General features: G+C 72.3%; 16 protein-coding genes. 11 read left to right on the forward strand and 5 right to left on the reverse strand.

Going from position 1 to position 14,342, the window contains the following annotated elements:
- Window positions 1–8: 8 nt before the first annotated feature.
- Complete coding sequence (locus ABZ865_RS35220) at window positions 9–446, reverse strand: SPW repeat protein (RefSeq protein WP_361239572.1); 438 nt, start codon at window positions 444–446, stop codon at window positions 9–11.
- 166 nt (window positions 447–612) lie between these two features.
- Between ABZ865_RS35220 and ABZ865_RS35225 the strand changes: the two genes are divergently transcribed.
- A complete protein-coding gene (locus ABZ865_RS35225) occupies window positions 613–1,149 on the forward strand; it encodes an HXXEE domain-containing protein (protein ID WP_361239574.1) in 537 nt (178 codons plus the stop codon).
- 93 nt (window positions 1,150–1,242) lie between these two features.
- Here ABZ865_RS35225 and ABZ865_RS35230 read toward each other — a convergent pair whose 3' ends face one another.
- The gene (locus ABZ865_RS35230; RefSeq protein WP_361239576.1) at window positions 1,243–2,211 is read right to left on the reverse strand and encodes a S1 RNA-binding domain-containing protein; all 969 of its coding nucleotides are present in this window, start codon (window positions 2,209–2,211) and stop codon (window positions 1,243–1,245) included.
- Between the two features lie 139 nt (window positions 2,212–2,350).
- Here ABZ865_RS35230 and ABZ865_RS35235 point away from each other — a divergent pair, with 139 nt between their 5' ends.
- The 9 genes from ABZ865_RS35235 to ABZ865_RS35275 all read left to right on the forward strand — a co-directional run bounded on the left by ABZ865_RS35235 (window position 2,351) and on the right by ABZ865_RS35275 (window position 10,156).
- Window positions 2,351–3,031, forward strand: a complete 681-nt coding sequence (locus ABZ865_RS35235) for a hypothetical protein (protein ID WP_361239578.1) — start codon at window positions 2,351–2,353, stop codon at window positions 3,029–3,031.
- Window positions 3,028–3,378: a YciI family protein gene (locus ABZ865_RS35240; protein WP_361239580.1), complete on the forward strand. Its 351-nt coding sequence runs from the start codon at window positions 3,028–3,030 to the stop codon at window positions 3,376–3,378. Before ABZ865_RS35235 ends, ABZ865_RS35240 begins: the two co-directional genes overlap by 4 nt.
- A complete protein-coding gene (locus ABZ865_RS35245; protein WP_361239582.1) occupies window positions 3,378–4,580 on the forward strand; it encodes an RNA polymerase sigma factor in 1,203 nt (400 codons plus the stop codon). The genes ABZ865_RS35240 and ABZ865_RS35245 overlap by 1 nt, the downstream gene beginning before the upstream one ends.
- Window positions 4,581–4,724: 144 nt before the next feature.
- A complete protein-coding gene (locus ABZ865_RS35250; protein WP_361239584.1) occupies window positions 4,725–6,047 on the forward strand; it encodes an aldehyde dehydrogenase family protein in 1,323 nt (440 codons plus the stop codon).
- 37 nt (window positions 6,048–6,084) lie between these two features.
- Window positions 6,085–6,993 carry an aldo/keto reductase gene (locus tag ABZ865_RS35255; RefSeq protein ID WP_361239586.1) on the forward strand — a complete coding sequence of 303 codons (909 nt, stop codon included), beginning with the start codon at window positions 6,085–6,087 and terminating at the stop codon, window positions 6,991–6,993.
- Between the two features lie 216 nt (window positions 6,994–7,209).
- Window positions 7,210–7,581, forward strand: a complete 372-nt coding sequence (locus ABZ865_RS35260; protein WP_361239588.1) for a BlaI/MecI/CopY family transcriptional regulator — start codon at window positions 7,210–7,212, stop codon at window positions 7,579–7,581.
- On the forward strand, window positions 7,578–8,507 hold the full coding sequence (locus ABZ865_RS35265; RefSeq protein WP_361239590.1) for a M48 family metalloprotease: 930 nt from the start codon (window positions 7,578–7,580) through the stop codon (window positions 8,505–8,507). Before ABZ865_RS35260 ends, ABZ865_RS35265 begins: the two co-directional genes overlap by 4 nt.
- Before the next feature lie 107 nt (window positions 8,508–8,614).
- Window positions 8,615–9,007, forward strand: a complete 393-nt coding sequence (locus ABZ865_RS35270) for a VOC family protein (protein ID WP_361239592.1) — start codon at window positions 8,615–8,617, stop codon at window positions 9,005–9,007.
- Window positions 9,008–9,085: 78 nt separating this feature from the next.
- Complete coding sequence (locus ABZ865_RS35275; RefSeq protein WP_361239594.1) at window positions 9,086–10,156, forward strand: adenosine deaminase; 1,071 nt, start codon at window positions 9,086–9,088, stop codon at window positions 10,154–10,156.
- Here ABZ865_RS35275 and ABZ865_RS35280 read toward each other — a convergent pair.
- From ABZ865_RS35280 to ABZ865_RS35290, 3 genes are all read right to left on the reverse strand, one after another.
- Window positions 10,138–10,653, reverse strand: a complete 516-nt coding sequence (locus ABZ865_RS35280) for a DUF664 domain-containing protein (protein ID WP_361239596.1) — start codon at window positions 10,651–10,653, stop codon at window positions 10,138–10,140. The two genes, ABZ865_RS35275 and ABZ865_RS35280, sit on opposite strands and share 19 nt — an antisense overlap.
- Before the next feature lie 67 nt (window positions 10,654–10,720).
- Window positions 10,721–12,238, reverse strand: a complete 1,518-nt coding sequence (locus tag ABZ865_RS35285) for a carotenoid oxygenase family protein (protein ID WP_361239598.1) — start codon at window positions 12,236–12,238, stop codon at window positions 10,721–10,723.
- A 67-nt stretch (window positions 12,239–12,305) separates the two neighbouring features.
- Window positions 12,306–13,220 (reverse strand): LysR family transcriptional regulator, encoded by a 915-nt coding sequence (locus ABZ865_RS35290; protein WP_361239600.1) that lies wholly within the window; start codon window positions 13,218–13,220, stop codon window positions 12,306–12,308.
- A 111-nt stretch (window positions 13,221–13,331) separates the two neighbouring features.
- Here ABZ865_RS35290 and mgrA point away from each other — a divergent pair, with 111 nt between their 5' ends.
- Window positions 13,332–14,324, forward strand: coding sequence for an L-glyceraldehyde 3-phosphate reductase (mgrA, locus tag ABZ865_RS35295; RefSeq protein WP_361239602.1), 993 nt, complete (start codon window positions 13,332–13,334; stop codon window positions 14,322–14,324).
- Window positions 14,325–14,342 lie beyond the last annotated feature (18 nt).

Below are 14,342 nucleotides of genomic sequence, written 5' to 3' on the forward strand. Positions count from 1 at the left end.
GGAGAGCTCTATGGCTGCGGGGCGCTCTTCGCCGCCGTACCCGCGCACAACAGTCCGAGGACGATGGCCAGCGCGCCGATGATGACGTTGTTGAGGATCACGCCGGTGTCCGGGCCGCTGCCCACGATCCACGGCGCGATGATCATCCAGACACCCATGGCGCACATGGCCCAGCTGAGGCCGTACATCCGTTCGGGGGCTGAGGTGAATCCCAGTGCCAGCAGCCCTATCGCGATGCCCACGATCAGGTTGTGGGTCACGAGTGCCGGCTGGCTCGTCGTGTAGTGCAGGATCCACGGGGATGCCGCGCAGTACAGGCCGAGCAGGAAGACCGGCCCGTCCACGAGCGCCACATCGCGACCGCCGAGCATGCGGGCATACCTGTCCCGCATTTCGGATATATCGGGGTGAGTCGCCATATCACCCCTGTGCGAGACGTTGGCCATGTTCGTCTCCTTCGTGACTCGCAGGCCTGACCGCGTCTGGTGCGGTGCGCGGTACACGCCGCCCTCCCAGTTTGCTCTTATTCGCCCTTTATGTGTAGAGGTCGGTCGCGCAGGGCCGGGGCGACTCCGGCGGGGCCGGCGGACCGGGCTGGCAGACTGCGGGTTCATGACACAGGAATCGCCGGTTGTGGGGACCTCCGTCACGCTCGGGCTGCTGGCCGCGTGGGCCGTGCACGACACCGAGGAAGTGGTCACGGTGCCGAGGTGGGTGCGATCCGGGGTCCCGGCGCTGCGGAAGCGGTATCCCAGAGTGCCGGAGAGGGTGTGGCGGCAACTGGAGTCGGTGGACGGCCGGGAGTTCACGACCGCCGTGGCCGCGATGGCCGTGGTCGTCGCCGCGGCGGCCGCGGACGGGCACCGGACCGGCGGACGGTCCGCCGTCTACCAGACCGTGCTCAACGGCTTCGGACTCCACGGCCTGGTGCACCTGGCCCAGGCGGCCGCGTTCCGCGGCTACACGCCGGGCTCGGTCACCACCCCGCTGGTCGTCATCCCGTTCACCCTGTGGGCGCGCGGCCGGCTGCGCCGGGCCGGGGTCCTGCGCCCCGCCCGGCCGCTGGACGCCGTCCAGGGCCTCGCGTTCGCCGCTGCCGCCGCGGTGGGCACCCACGCGCTGGCCCGCCGCGTACTGCGTCGCCGCTGACCGGGCCACGGGAAGCTGCCACGCACCGGTTCACTTGGCGCTTCTCCCCGTCAGGACCCGAAGGTGCGCCCGCCGCGTCCGTGCCGTCCGCCCTCAGGGGCGGATGGTGCGGGCCTGGGTCTGCGACAAGGCGATGCGGCGGCGCGGGACATCGACCTCGATGATCTTCACGGTGAGGGCGTCACCGACCTCGATGTCGGTCTCGGACGATGCATCCAGCTCGTTGGTGTGCACCAGCCCCTGGAAGCCGTCCTCGCGGTCTTCGATGCGCACGAAGACGCCGAACGGCACGATCTTGGTGACCGGTCCGGTGACCACCTGCCCGATGCGCTGCGCGACCTGCGGCCACGGGTCTTCCTGCACGGCTCGGAGCGACAGCGGCACCCGTTCCCCGACCATGTCGACGTCGAGGATCTCGGCCGTGATCTCCTGGCCGACGCCGACGACGTCGGACGGGTGGTTGATCGGACGCCAGGACAGCTCCGGAATGTTGATCATCGCGGTGAAGCCGCCGATGTCCACGAAGGTGACGCCGAAGTCGGCGATGGTCGTCACCGTGCCCGTGACGACCTGGCCGCGCCGCAGGGTCTTCAGGAACGCCCAGTCCCGGTCGCTGGGCGTCGGCTCGGTCTGCCAGCGTGCGCGGAGAACGCCGTCGCTGTCCGGCAGCACGGCGGTGAACAGCGGGTGCCGCTCATCGGTGGCCAGGGATACGACGCCGGCAGCACGCGCGCCGGCGACTCGGGAGGCCACTGCCTCGAACTGGGTCTCGTCCACGACCGCGCTGGTGATCCGCCCGTCCTCGTCCTCCCAGAGGACTTCCACCAGCCCTTCCCCGGGCAGCGAGGCCAAGGCCGCGTCGACGTCGGTGAGCAGGTCCGGCCAGACCGCCAGCCGTGCGCGAGGGGTCAGCCGGGAGCGCACCGCCTCGATGTTGTCGCGGGTGAGGCGGTGCCATCGAGAGGCGTTCGCGGCGTAGGTCTCCTCCAGGAAGGTGGCGCGGTGGGCGCTGACCGCCCAGCTCAGGCGGGCCCAGAAGTCGGCGTCGGCCGGGCGCTGCACGTGCTGGGGGTCGTCGGGGGCGAAGTCGTACGGCGATGCGTCGAGTCGTTCCCGGGAACAGTCCGAGCGAGCGGGTGCGGGCCAGCGCCGCTTCGCAGGGGCGGTCGCTGCCGACGTAGAGGTACTGGTCCCAGCCGACGTGCACGGTGAAGACGCCCTCGGCCTCCAGACGGCACCAGGCGCCGTTGTCGCGGAGCATGGCCCGGACGAGTTCCAGGCCGGCGGCGATCGGTACGAGGGCACCGTCGTGGAACCCGGTGAGGCCGGCTGGGAAGAGCCCGGCCAGGCCGTAGCCGTCGACCGGTGGTTCCAGGCCGAAGTGGGCGAAGCCGCCGATCTGCGGCTCGCGGATGGCCAACTGGTCCACACCGGTCTCTTCGGCGAAGCCGGCGACGGCCTCCAGATAGGCGGCTTCGACCGATCCGTGGTCACTGGTCGCGGGCTCGGCACCGGCGTAGTGGCCGTGCTGATCGCGGTCGGCAGGGTCGTACTTGGTGACCTGGTAGACGTAGGGCAGCACGTCACTGCCCACCGGAGGCCGAAGCCGCCGCTGCTGCGGTCTGGTGGCGTCCATGGCCCAGAGCGTACGGTGAGCCCCCGCTTCGCCACCTGGGCGGGGCAAGAGGACGTCGATGTGGTCGTTCCGCAGCGGGGAAAGGCGTTTCACGTCCTCCTCAGATCGCCGGCGACGTTTCTCCGAGATTCGTGGCGCGCGGTGTCGATCCGGGCCTGTGCCGTTCGTGTAGGAGGTGACAGTCAGCCCCGGCACCGGGAACCCGCCGGGAGGACGCCGGGACGGAGCCAAGGAGAATCCCCATGAAGCACTACCTGCTCAGCGTGGTCCAGCCGGCCGGCGGGCAGCCGCCCGCCCCCGAGGCGCTCGCCGAGATCATGCGCAATGTCCATGCCTTCAACGACGAGCTGCGCGCGGCCGGCGCCTGGGTCTTCGCCGGCGGCCTGCACGGCCCGGAGACCGCCACCGTGCTCCGCCCCAAGGACGGCGACGTCCTCATCACCGACGGGCCCTACGCCGAGGGCAAGGAGTACCTGGGCGGACTCTGCCTGATCCAGGCGGCCGATCTCGACGAGGCCCTGGAGTGGGGGCGCAAGGCCGCCCTGGCGACCACCCTGCCCATCGAGGTACGGCCCTTCGTGGACCAGCACTGATGGCCGAGGCGGCCGACATCGAGGCCGTCTTCCGTGCGGAGTACGGTCACGCGGTCGCCGTCCTCGTCCGCTTCCTCGGCGACATCGACCTCGCCGAGGAAGCGGTGCAGGACGCCTTCACCACCGCCGTGCGCACCTGGCCGGAGGCCGGCATACCGCCGAGCCCGGCCGGCTGGATCATCACAACTGCCCGCAACCGGGCGATCGACCGGCTGCGCCGCGAGTCCTCCCGGGACGCCCGGCACGCCGAGGCGGCCCGGCTGTACGCGCCCGACGCACCGCCCGAGGAAGGCCCCGTGCGCGACGACCGGCTCCGCCTCATCTTCACCTGCTGCCACCCGGCCCTCGCCCCGCAGGCCCGGGTCGCCCTCACCCTGCGCCTGCTCGGCGGACTCAGTACCGCCCGGATCGCCCGCGCCTTCCTGGTCCCGGAGCCCACGCTGGCCCAGCGACTGGTGCGGGCCAAGGCCAAGATCCGCGACGCGGGTATCCCGTACCGGGTGCCGCGGGACGCCGACCTGCCCGACCGGCTCGGCGGCGTCCTCGCCGTCGTGTACCTGATCTTCAACGAGGGCTACACGGGCGATCCCGCCCTGTGCGCCGAGGCCGTACGGCTCGGCCGGCTGCTGGCGGAGCTGATGCCGGACGAGCCCGAGGTCATGGGCCTGCTCGCGCTGATGCTGCTGATCGAGGCGCGCCGCCCGGCCCGGACGGATGCGGACGGCACGCTGGTGCCGCTGCCCGAGCAGAACCGCGAGCTGTGGGACCGGGCCCTGATCGCCGAGGGCCAGGACCTGGTCCGCCGCTGTCTGCGCCGCGACCGGCCGGGGCCTTACCAGATCCAGGCCGCGATCAACGCCGTGCACAGCGACGCGCCGACCGGCGCCGCCACCGACTGGGACCAGATCCTGCGGCTCTACGACCAGTTGACCGTCTTCGCCCCGACGCCGGTCGTGGCGCTGAACCGGGCGGTCGCGGTGGCCGAGGTCGAGGGCCCGGCCGCGGCACTGGACCTGGTGGACGCGCTCGACCTGCCCCGCTACCACGTGCTGCACGCCGTCCGCGCCGACCTGCTGCGCCGCCTGGACCGGCCCGCCGAGGCGGCGGCGGAGTACACGAGGGCCGCCGAACTCGCCGAGAGCGACGCCGAGCGGGCGTACCTGGAAGGGCGCCGACAGGCACTGGACCGCCCGAAGGCCTGACGCTCGTGTCGGCGTGACCCTCGTCACCATCACTGGATCCAGTGGCCGGAATTTACTTGACCACATGAAAGGTTGCTATTTACATCTGACTCTTCGAGACCTACGCTCGGGCCGACCCGCCCGTGCACGACCAGCGAGGCCCCCGTGACCCACCCCACCCCTGAGCAGCCCGCCGACGTCGTGGCCCGGCTGCGTGCCACCTTCCGCACCGGCCGCACCAAGTCCGTCGAGTGGCGCACAGGCCAGCTCCGGCGCCTGCGCGCGATGCTCACGGAGAACGGCGCCGACCTCGCCGCCGCCCTCCACGCCGACCTGGGCAAGAGCGCCACCGAGGCCTACCGCACCGAGATCGACTTCACGATCCGGGAGATCGACCACACCCTGGACCACCTGGACGAGTGGCTGCGCCCGGAGCCCGCGCCCGTCCCGGCGCACCTCGGCGGCGACGCGACCGCCTGGACGCAGTACGACCCGCTCGGCGTCGTCCTCGTCATCGCCCCCTGGAACTACCCGGCCCAGCTGCTGCTCGCCCCCATGGTCGGCGCGCTCGCCTCCGGCAACGCGGTGGTGGCCAAGCCCAGCGAACTCGCCCCGGCCACCTCGGCCGCGCTGGCCGAGCTGATCCCCGCCTACCTGGACACCGACGCGGTCGCCGTGGTCGAGGGCGGCATCCCGGAGACCACGGCCCTGCTGGCCCAGCGCTTCGACCACATCTTCTACACCGGCAACGGCACCGTCGGCCGCATCGTGATGCGTGCCGCCGCCGAGCACCTCACCCCGGTCACCCTCGAACTCGGCGGCAAGTCCCCGGTGTTCGTCGACCACGGCACAGACCTCGACGTGGTCGCCGACCGGCTGGCGCGCGGCAAGTTCCTCAACGCGGGCCAGACCTGCGTCGCCCCCGACTACGTCCTCACCGACCCGGAGACCGCCGCCGCCCTGGAGGCCGGGCTGGTCCGCGCGGTCGAGGCCCTCTTCGGCGCCGACCCGGCGGCCTCGCCCGAGTACGGCCGGATCGTCAACGAGCGCCACTTCGACCGGCTCTCCGCCCTGCTGGACTCCGGCCGGCTGGCGGTGGGCGGCGGAAGCGACCGTACGGACAGGTACATCGCGCCGACCGTGCTCGCGGACGTCGACCCGAAGTCCCCCGTGATGCAGGAGGAGATCTTCGGCCCGATCCTGCCGATCGTCACCGTGCCGGACCTCGACGCCGCGATCGACTTCATCAACGACCGCGACAAGCCGCTCGCGCTGTACGTCTTCACCGAGTCCGAGGAGACGCGCCGGCGCATCGCCGCCGAGACCTCCTCCGGCGGCCTCGGGTACGGCCTGCCGCTCGCCCATCTCACCGTCTCCGACCTGCCCTTCGGCGGGGTGGGGGAGAGCGGCATGGGCAGCTACCACGGCCGCTACTCGATCGAGACGTTCAGCCACCGCAAGGCCGTTCTGGCCAAGCCGCTCGGCTGAACGGACGGTTCCGGGGCCGGTGTGCGAGACTCCGCCGATGACCGCTGAAACGATCACCGCGGACGCCTCCGGCACCTTCGAGCTCGGCGACCTGCCCGTCCGCCGCATAGGCTTCGGCGCCATGCGGCTGACGGGCAGCGCCGCCTTCCACCTCGGCACCTCCAGCGACCGCGCCCGTTCGATCGCCGTCCTCCGCCGGGCCGTGGAACTCGGTGTGAACCACATCGACACCGCCGCCTTCTACTTCTCCGCCCTGCGCTCCGCCAACGAACTCATCAACACCGCCCTCGCCCCCTACGGGGACGACCTGGTCATCGCGACCAAGGTCGGCCCCTTCCGCGACTGGTCCGGCGAGTGGGGCACCTCGGCCCGGCCCGACCAGCTGCGCGGTCACGTCGAGGAGAACCTGCGCCAGCTCGGCCGCGACCACCTCGACCTCGTCTACCTGCGCCGCATGCGCCAGGACTCCATCGCCGAACACTTCGGCGCCCTCGCCGAGCTGCGCGAGGCCGGCCTGATCCGGCACCTCGGGATCTCCGCGATCAAACCCCGGCACCTGGCCGAGGCGCTGGAGATCGCCCCGGTGGTGTCCGTGCAGAATCAGTACGGACTGGACGCGCCCGACCCCGAGGCCGACGAACTCCTGCGGATGTGCGGGGAGCGGGGCGTCGCCTTCGTGCCCTATTTCTCCGTCGCGGCCGAGGGTGGCGAGCGCGGCGCCGCCGAGACGCCGTACGAGGAGCACGTCCGCGCGGTGGCCGAGGCGCACGGCGTCGGCCCCGCCCAGATCCGCATCGCCTGGACCCTGCACCAGGGCCCGCATGTTCTCGCGATCCCCGGCACCGGCAATCCCGATCACCTCGCGGAGAACGTCGCCGCCGGCGCCCTGCGCCTCACGGAGGAGGAACTCCAGGGCCTGAACGCGTTGCACACCAAGGGCGCCTGACGGCCGGCCGGAGGGATGGTCGGCCGACGTCGGCCGTCCCGGTCGGCCGCACAGCACAGCGGGCGGTTTCCGGCAGCGCTTCGGTCATGGTCGAGAGCCCCTCTCATAATGGGTGTGCGGGCGCACGGCCGTACGACGGAACGGCGCCCGGCTGACTACAGTGGTGTAGACGGTGCTTCTGGACCGTACGACGAACACGGGGTGAGGATCGTTCCCATGACCGACGCGAAGGACGAACGCCGACCCGCCGGTGAGCTCGAAGCGAGCATCATGGCCGCGCTCTGGGCCGCCGGCGGCCCTCAGACGCCCGGCCAGGTCCAGCTGAGCCTCGGCGCGGACCTCGCCCGGACGACGGTGACGACGATCCTGACCCGGCTGCACGACAAGGGCGTGGTCGACCGGCACCGGCAGGGCCGCGGCTACGCCTACTTCCCCGTCCAGGACGCCCAGGGCCTCACCGCGCGCCGGATGCACACCGAACTGGACCGGGACAGCGACCGCGAGACCGTGCTCGCCCGGTTCGTCGCCCAGCTCAGCCCCGACGACGAGCGCATCCTGCGGGACCTGCTGGAATCCGGCGAACAATGACCGCGCTGCTCCTGCTGCCCCTGCTGCTGCCGTGCGCCTTCCCGGCGCTGGCCCGGCGGGCCCTGGACCGGCTCGCCCCCGTCGCCGCGCTGTGGGCGATCACCCTCTGCGCGGTCGTCCTCGCGGGCTGCTCGCTGGCGGCGCTCGGCGCGTTCGTCCTGATCGGCCTGCTGAAGATGCCGCTGTTCGCCGCGCTCGGCGAACTGATCCAGCCGTTGCACACCGGCTCCGACCTCATCGTCCTGCCGGTCGCCGCGACCTCCGTCGGCGTCCTCTCCGTGTGCGGCTGGAGCCTCGTCCGCTCGGTCCTGCGCCAGACCCGCGCCTTCCGCGCCGCGCGCACCGAGGCCGGGCTCGGGCCCGCCGCGGGCGACCTCTGCGTCGTCGACTCGCCGCGCCCGGACGCGTACGCCCTGCCCGGCCGTCCGCACCGCATCGTCGTCACCACCGCCATGCTGCGCAGCCTCGACGGCGCCGAGCGCGAGGCGCTGTTCGCCCACGAGCGGGCGCACAACGAGGGCGGCCACCACTACTTCCTCGCCGCCGCCGAAATCGCGGCGCACTGCCACCCCGCCCTGCGCCCGGTCCGCGCGACGATCCGGCTCGCCGCCGAGCGCGCCGCCGACGAGGCCGCCGCGGCCTGTGTCGGCGACCGGCGCCTGACCGCTCGGGCCATCGCCCGCGCCGCCCTCGCCGGGCAGTCCGCGAGCACCGTCCGCCCCGACTTCGCCGCCGCGGCGACCACGGGCCCCGTCCCGCTGCGCGTCCAGGCCCTCCTCGCCGCTCCGCGCGCCCGGCACCGCGCAGGCCGCCGCATCGCCGCCCTCCTGCTCGCCTGCACGGCCGTCTCCTGTGTGGCGGCGGCGGCCGGGACGGTCGACTTCCACCATCGCGTCGAGGTCGCCCAGGGCGACGAAAGGCCCTGACGGCACCCCTTGCCCGGCCGGTACGCCCGGCCGCCCCAGGAGTGACTGGCGTCGGCGAAGTTTTACGTATAACCTCTCCGGCTAACCACCCCACCCGGAAGGCCCCGATGCGACGCGTTGCCCTGGTCACCCTCGTCGTGGACGACTACGACGAGGCCGTCCGCTTCTACACCGACGCCCTGGGCTTCCGTCTCGCCGAGGACGAGGCCCGGCCGGACGGCTCCCGCTGGATCGTCGTGGAGCCCGGTACCGAGGGCCACGGCACCGGCCTGCTGCTCGCCCGCGCCAAGGACGAGGACCAGCGCGCCCGGATCGGGAACCAGACCGGCGGACGGGTCGGGTTCTTCCTGCACACCGACGACTTCGCGCGCGACCACGCCCGCATGACCGCCGCCGGCGTGACCTTCCTGGAGGAGCCGCGCCACGAGCCGTACGGCACGGTCGCCGTCTTCCAGGACCTCTACGGCAACCGCTGGGACCTGCTCCAGCCCGCCGACTGAGCCACCTCCCGCCACACGCTCCACCCGACGCACGCTCCACCCTCCGCTTCGAACCGCCTGCCCAAGGAAAGACCAGCCATGACCGCTACGCGCGTAGACATCGACGTGATCCGCCGCCTGCCCAAGGCCGTCCTGCACGACCACCTGGACGGCGGCCTGCGCCCCGCCACCGTCGTCGAACTCGCGGCCGCGGTCGGCCACACCCTGCCCACCACCGACCCCGACGAACTGGCCGCCTGGTACTTCGAGGCCGCCAACTCCGGCGACCTGGTCCGCTACATAGCCACCTTCGAGCACACCCTCGCCGTCATGCAGACCCGCGAGGGCCTGCTGCGCACCGCCGAGGAGTACGTCCTGGACCTCGCCGCCGACGGCGTCGTCTACGCCGAGGTGCGCTACGCCCCCGAGCTGAACACGAACGGCGGGCTGTCGCTGAGCGAGGTCGTGGAGACCGTCCAGGAGGGCCTCGCCGCCGGTATGGCCAAGGCGGCCGCCGCCGGCACGCCCGTGCGCGTCGGCACCCTGCTGTGCGGCATGCGCATGTTCGACCGGGTCCGGGAGGCCGCCGACCTGGCCGTCGCCTACCGCGACGCCGGTGTCGTCGGCTTCGACATCGCAGGCGCCGAGGACGGCTTCCCGCCCGCCGACCACCTGGACGCCTTCGAGCACCTGCGCCGCGAGAGCGTGCCCTTCACCATCCACGCCGGCGAGGCGCACGGTCTGCCCAGCATCCACCAGGCCCTTCAGGTGTGCGGCGCCCAGCGCATCGGCCACGGCGTGCGCCTCACCGAGGACATCGTCGACGGCAAGCTCGGCCGCCTGGCGAGCTGGGTCCGCGACCGCCGCATCGCCCTGGAGATGTGCCCGACCTCCAACCTCCAGACCGGCTGCGCCACCTCGATCGCCGAGCACCCCATCACCGCCCTGAAGGACCTGGGCTTCCGGGTCACCCTCAACACCGACAACCGTCTGGTCTCCGGTACGACGATGACCCGGGAGATGTCCCTGCTGGTCGAGGAGGCCGGCTGGACGGTCGAGGACCTGCGCACGGTCACGGTCAACGCCCTCAAGAGCGCGTTCATCCCGTTCGACGAGCGCAACGCCCTCATCGAGGACGTGGTCCTGCCGGGTTACGCGGCCGCGCTCTGAACGATCCCCCTGAGGTAGGCGGCCTGTCCGACGTGCTGAAGGTCGTCGGACAGGACGCTCACCAGGCGCACGCCCAGCGAGACCGGCGGATCCCAGCGCTCGTCCACGATCCGTTCCAGATCCTTGGCGGCGACTTCGCGCAGGGCGCCGAGGGTCTGCTCGTGCACGGCGTCGTAGTACCCGGCGAGCAGGTCGGCCGACTCGACCCGCACCTTCGCGACCTTCGCGGGGGTGTGCCCGTAGCCGGTGTCTTGGCGGGGCAGGTCGAGGCCGAAGCGCTTCTGCCAGTCCTGCGACAGCCACACCTGGTCGAGGTCGAAGGCGTCGGCGATGTGGTCGTCCTGCACCCGGGTGAGATGCCAGACGAGCCAGGCGATGGAGTTGGCGCCGGGGTCCGGACGACGGTGCAGTTCGTCCGGTCCGAGGCCGTCGAGGGCGGCATGGACTTCTTCCTGGATGCGGCTGTAGCCGTCGATGAGGATGTCCTTGGCATGCATGGGTCCACCATCGCGCATCCGCGTTCACGGTGCGTGCGGAAACCGCCGTCCGTCACGCACCCGCCCGTCACGCGTCCGGAATCCAGCTGCCGTGGAATCCCAGCGGCACCCGCCCCGGCAGATGCACGCGCGCGACCGGCTCGCCGGTGAAGTCCTGCGCGGCGAGGATCACCAGGTCCGCGGCCCCGCGGTCCGGGTCGTGCACGTAGGCGATCGCGTAGCCGTCGTCCTCGGCGGCCCGGCGGTCCGCGGGATCCCTGGGCACGAACACCGCCTCGCCCGCCGCGGCGTCGCGCGGCAGCCGGTGCACCTGGGTGCTGCCCCGAAGCAGGTCGTGCTTGATGAGCGCGTTGGAGAAGGCCCGGTCGGGCGGGTTGCCGTCGGGCGTCAGATACGCGAGCGTCAGATCGGCGGCCGCGGCCGAGTAGCCGTACCGGTGCCGGCGGGAGACCAGCCCCTCGTTCACGCGCGGGAATTCCTGCGGCCGGTCGTCCAGCACCCGTTGCCGCACCCGACCGTGCCGCAGGTCGACGGTCCAGCGTTCGAGCTTGGTGGTGCCCGCTCCGTACGGGCCGTCCGAGCCGCGCCCGGCGACGTAGAACGGCGCCGGGTAGCTCGTCAGGTCGACCACCACGGACGAGCCCTCGTCGTAGGCGTTCAGGGTGTGCGAGTAGTAGACGGGGTCGACGGGGAACCAGCGCACCGGGCCGCCGGTCCGCTTCATGACGCCCACCCGGGTGGGGTGTTCGCGGTTCCACGCGTACGGCACGGGGTCGCCGCGCTCGGCGGCCGCCGGGTCGAAGGTGACCGGCAGATCGAAGACGACGACGTGCCGCTCGGTGAGCGCGAAGTCGTGCATCATCGGCGCGTCCGCCACCGGGATCCGCGTCGTGCGGGACACCTTCCCGGCCGGGTCCACCACCAGGTGCCGGACGTGGTCCCAGGTCGGGTGGTACGCGATCGCGTGCAGCTCACCGGCGTGCGCGTCGAACTTGGTGTGCGCCGTGAAAGCGCCGTCCAGGGTGCCCCCGAAGTCGTATGTGCCCACGGTGTTGAGCTCGCCGTCGAGCTCGTACGGCAGCGGGCCGCTCTCCTGCAGGGCGAGGATCCGCCCCCGGTACGGGATCACATGCGTGTTGCAGGCGAAGTCCTCCTGGGGCACCGGGCCGGGGTAGGGCTCGCCGAGCTTCCGGGCCACCTGAGAGGAGCGCACCCACCGGTTGCGGTACCACTCGGCCCTGCCGTCGCGCAGCCGGACGCCGTGCACCATGCCCTCGCCGAGCATCCAGTGGTGGGCGCGGGGGTCCTCCAGGCCGAGGACGTTGGGACCGTTGCGCAGGAAGCGGCCGTTCAGCTCGCGGGGGATCCGGCCCGTGACCGGCAGGTCGAAGGCCGTCAATTCTTCCGTGACAGGGGCGAACGCGCCCTCCAGGAAGGGATAGTGACGGTCCGTCGCAAAGGGTTGGTAGTCCGTCCGCCCGCCGGCCCGGGCCCCGGCCGGGACGCCCGTCGTGCCGACGAGCGCGCCGGCCGCCGCGATTCCGGCCGCGCTCCGCAGCACGGTCCGCCGTGTGTGTTCCGCCATCGTCCCCGCTCCCGCACGTCGCTGATGTGGCTGACGGGCACGAGTCTGCGGCGGCGGGCGGCCGGAATCAGGAGGCCTGGGCCCCGTCCCGGGGTGGTGCCAGGCCCCCTGTTTCGAGGAGCGTGACCAGCGCGCGGGCGGCGGGGCTGGTGGCCCCCTCCGGCGGCAGCAGGGCGACGGTCTCGTACTCCGCCTCGCCCGTGCCCTTCAGCGGCAGTGCCGTGAGGGAGGGCCGCTTGTGCCGGAAGTGCCGGGGTACGACGGCGATCCCGAGGTTCTCGTCGACCAGGTCCAGCAGGCTGTGCACGTCGTTGACCTCCAGTGCGACCGTGCGCCGGATCCCGGCCGCGGCGAAGGCGGCGTCGGTGGTGCGTCGCGGCCCCCAGTCCGGATGGAAGTCCACGAACACCTCACCGGCCAGGTCGTCCGGCGTGAGCACGGCGCCGGCCGAGGCGAGCCGGTGGCTCGGATGGCACAGCACCGTCATGGGCTCGCTGGTCAGTGCCACCGAGCGCAGCTGGTCGGAGTCCTCCTGGGTGCGGTAGGCGAAGGCCAGGTCCAGCCGTCCGGCCGAGACCTCCTCGGCCAGCGCGCCCGAACCGGCCTGCCGCAGCCGGATCTCCACATCCGGGTGCCGGCCCCGGAAGGCCGCCAGCAGCCGCGCCACATGCACTCCGGCGATGCACTGCTCGGTGCCCAGGGCCAGCGTGCCGCGCAGTACGCCCTGCACCGCGGCCACCGCCTCGTGCGCCGAACGCACCTGCGCGAGGATCCGCTCGGCCTCCACCAGCAGGGCCCGCCCGGCCTCGGTCAGCGTCACCCGCCGGGTGGTGCGCACGAACAGCGGTGCCCGCAGCTCCCGCTCCAGCGCCCGGATGGACGCCGACAGGCCCGACTGGGACACCATCAGGCGTTCGGCGGCCCGGGTGAAATGCTGGTCCTCGGCGACCGCGACGAAGTGCTGGAGATGGCGCAGTTCCATGATTGAGAAGCCTAGCCGCACAATTCCATCGGATTCTTCTGTTGGACCGCTGCCCGCGGCTCAGGGAAGAGTGGCACCGGTAGTTCGTGTGCCAACCCCTCTGGAGTCGCGTTGTACACCGCACACCCCGACCGTTACGCCGACATGCCCTACCGGCGCACCGGACGCAGCGGCCTGAAGCTCCCCGCGCTGTCGCTCGGCCTGTGGCACAACTTCGGGCCCGACCGGCCCGTCGAGACCCAGCGCGCCATCCTGCGCCGCGCCTTCGATCTCGGCGTCACCCACTTCGACCTGGCCAACAACTACGGCCCGCCGCCCGGCGCCGCCGAGTCCGCGCTCGGCGAGGCGCTGAAGGCGGACTTCACGCCGTACCGCGACGAGCTGGTCATCTCCACCAAGGCCGGCTACCTGATGTGGCCGGGCCCGTACGGCGAATGGGGCTCGCGCAAGTACCTGCTGTCCTCGCTCGACCAGAGCCTCACCCGGATGGGCCTGGACCACGTGGACATCTTCTACTCGCACCGCCCCGACCCGGACACTCCGCTGGAGGAGACGATGGGCGCCCTGCACACGGCGGTCCAGCAGGGCAAGGCGCTCTACGTCGGCGTCTCCAACTACTCGGCGGAGCAGACCCGCGAGGCCGCCCGCATCCTCGCCGACCTCGGCACCCCGCTCCTCATCCACCAGCCGCGCTACTCCATGCTCGACCGGCGCCCCGAGGCCGAGGGCCTGCTGGACGCCCTGGACGAACTCCAGGTGGGCTCCATCGTCTACTCCCCGCTGGAGCAGGGCCTGCTCACCGGCCGCTACCTCGACGGCATCCCCGAGGACTCCCGGGCCGCGAGCGACAGCCCCTTCCTGAACTCGGACGCCGTCACCGAGGACCTGGTCGGCCGGCTGCGCGCCCTGGACGAGATCGCCACGTCCCGCGGCCAGACCCTGGCCCAGCTGGCCCTGGCCTGGGTGCTGCGGGGCGGCAGGGTCACCTCCGCGCTGGTCGGCGCGAGCAGCCCGCGGCAGATCGAGGACAGCGTCGGCGCGATCCGCAACCTGGACTTCGACGACGAGGAACTGGCGCGGATCGACGCGATCGTAAAGGGCTGAGCACGCGGGGCGGTGGCC

It is taken from the genome of Streptomyces sp. NPDC047085 (assembly GCF_040643735.1).
Lineage (GTDB): Bacteria > Actinomycetota > Actinomycetes > Streptomycetales > Streptomycetaceae > Streptomyces.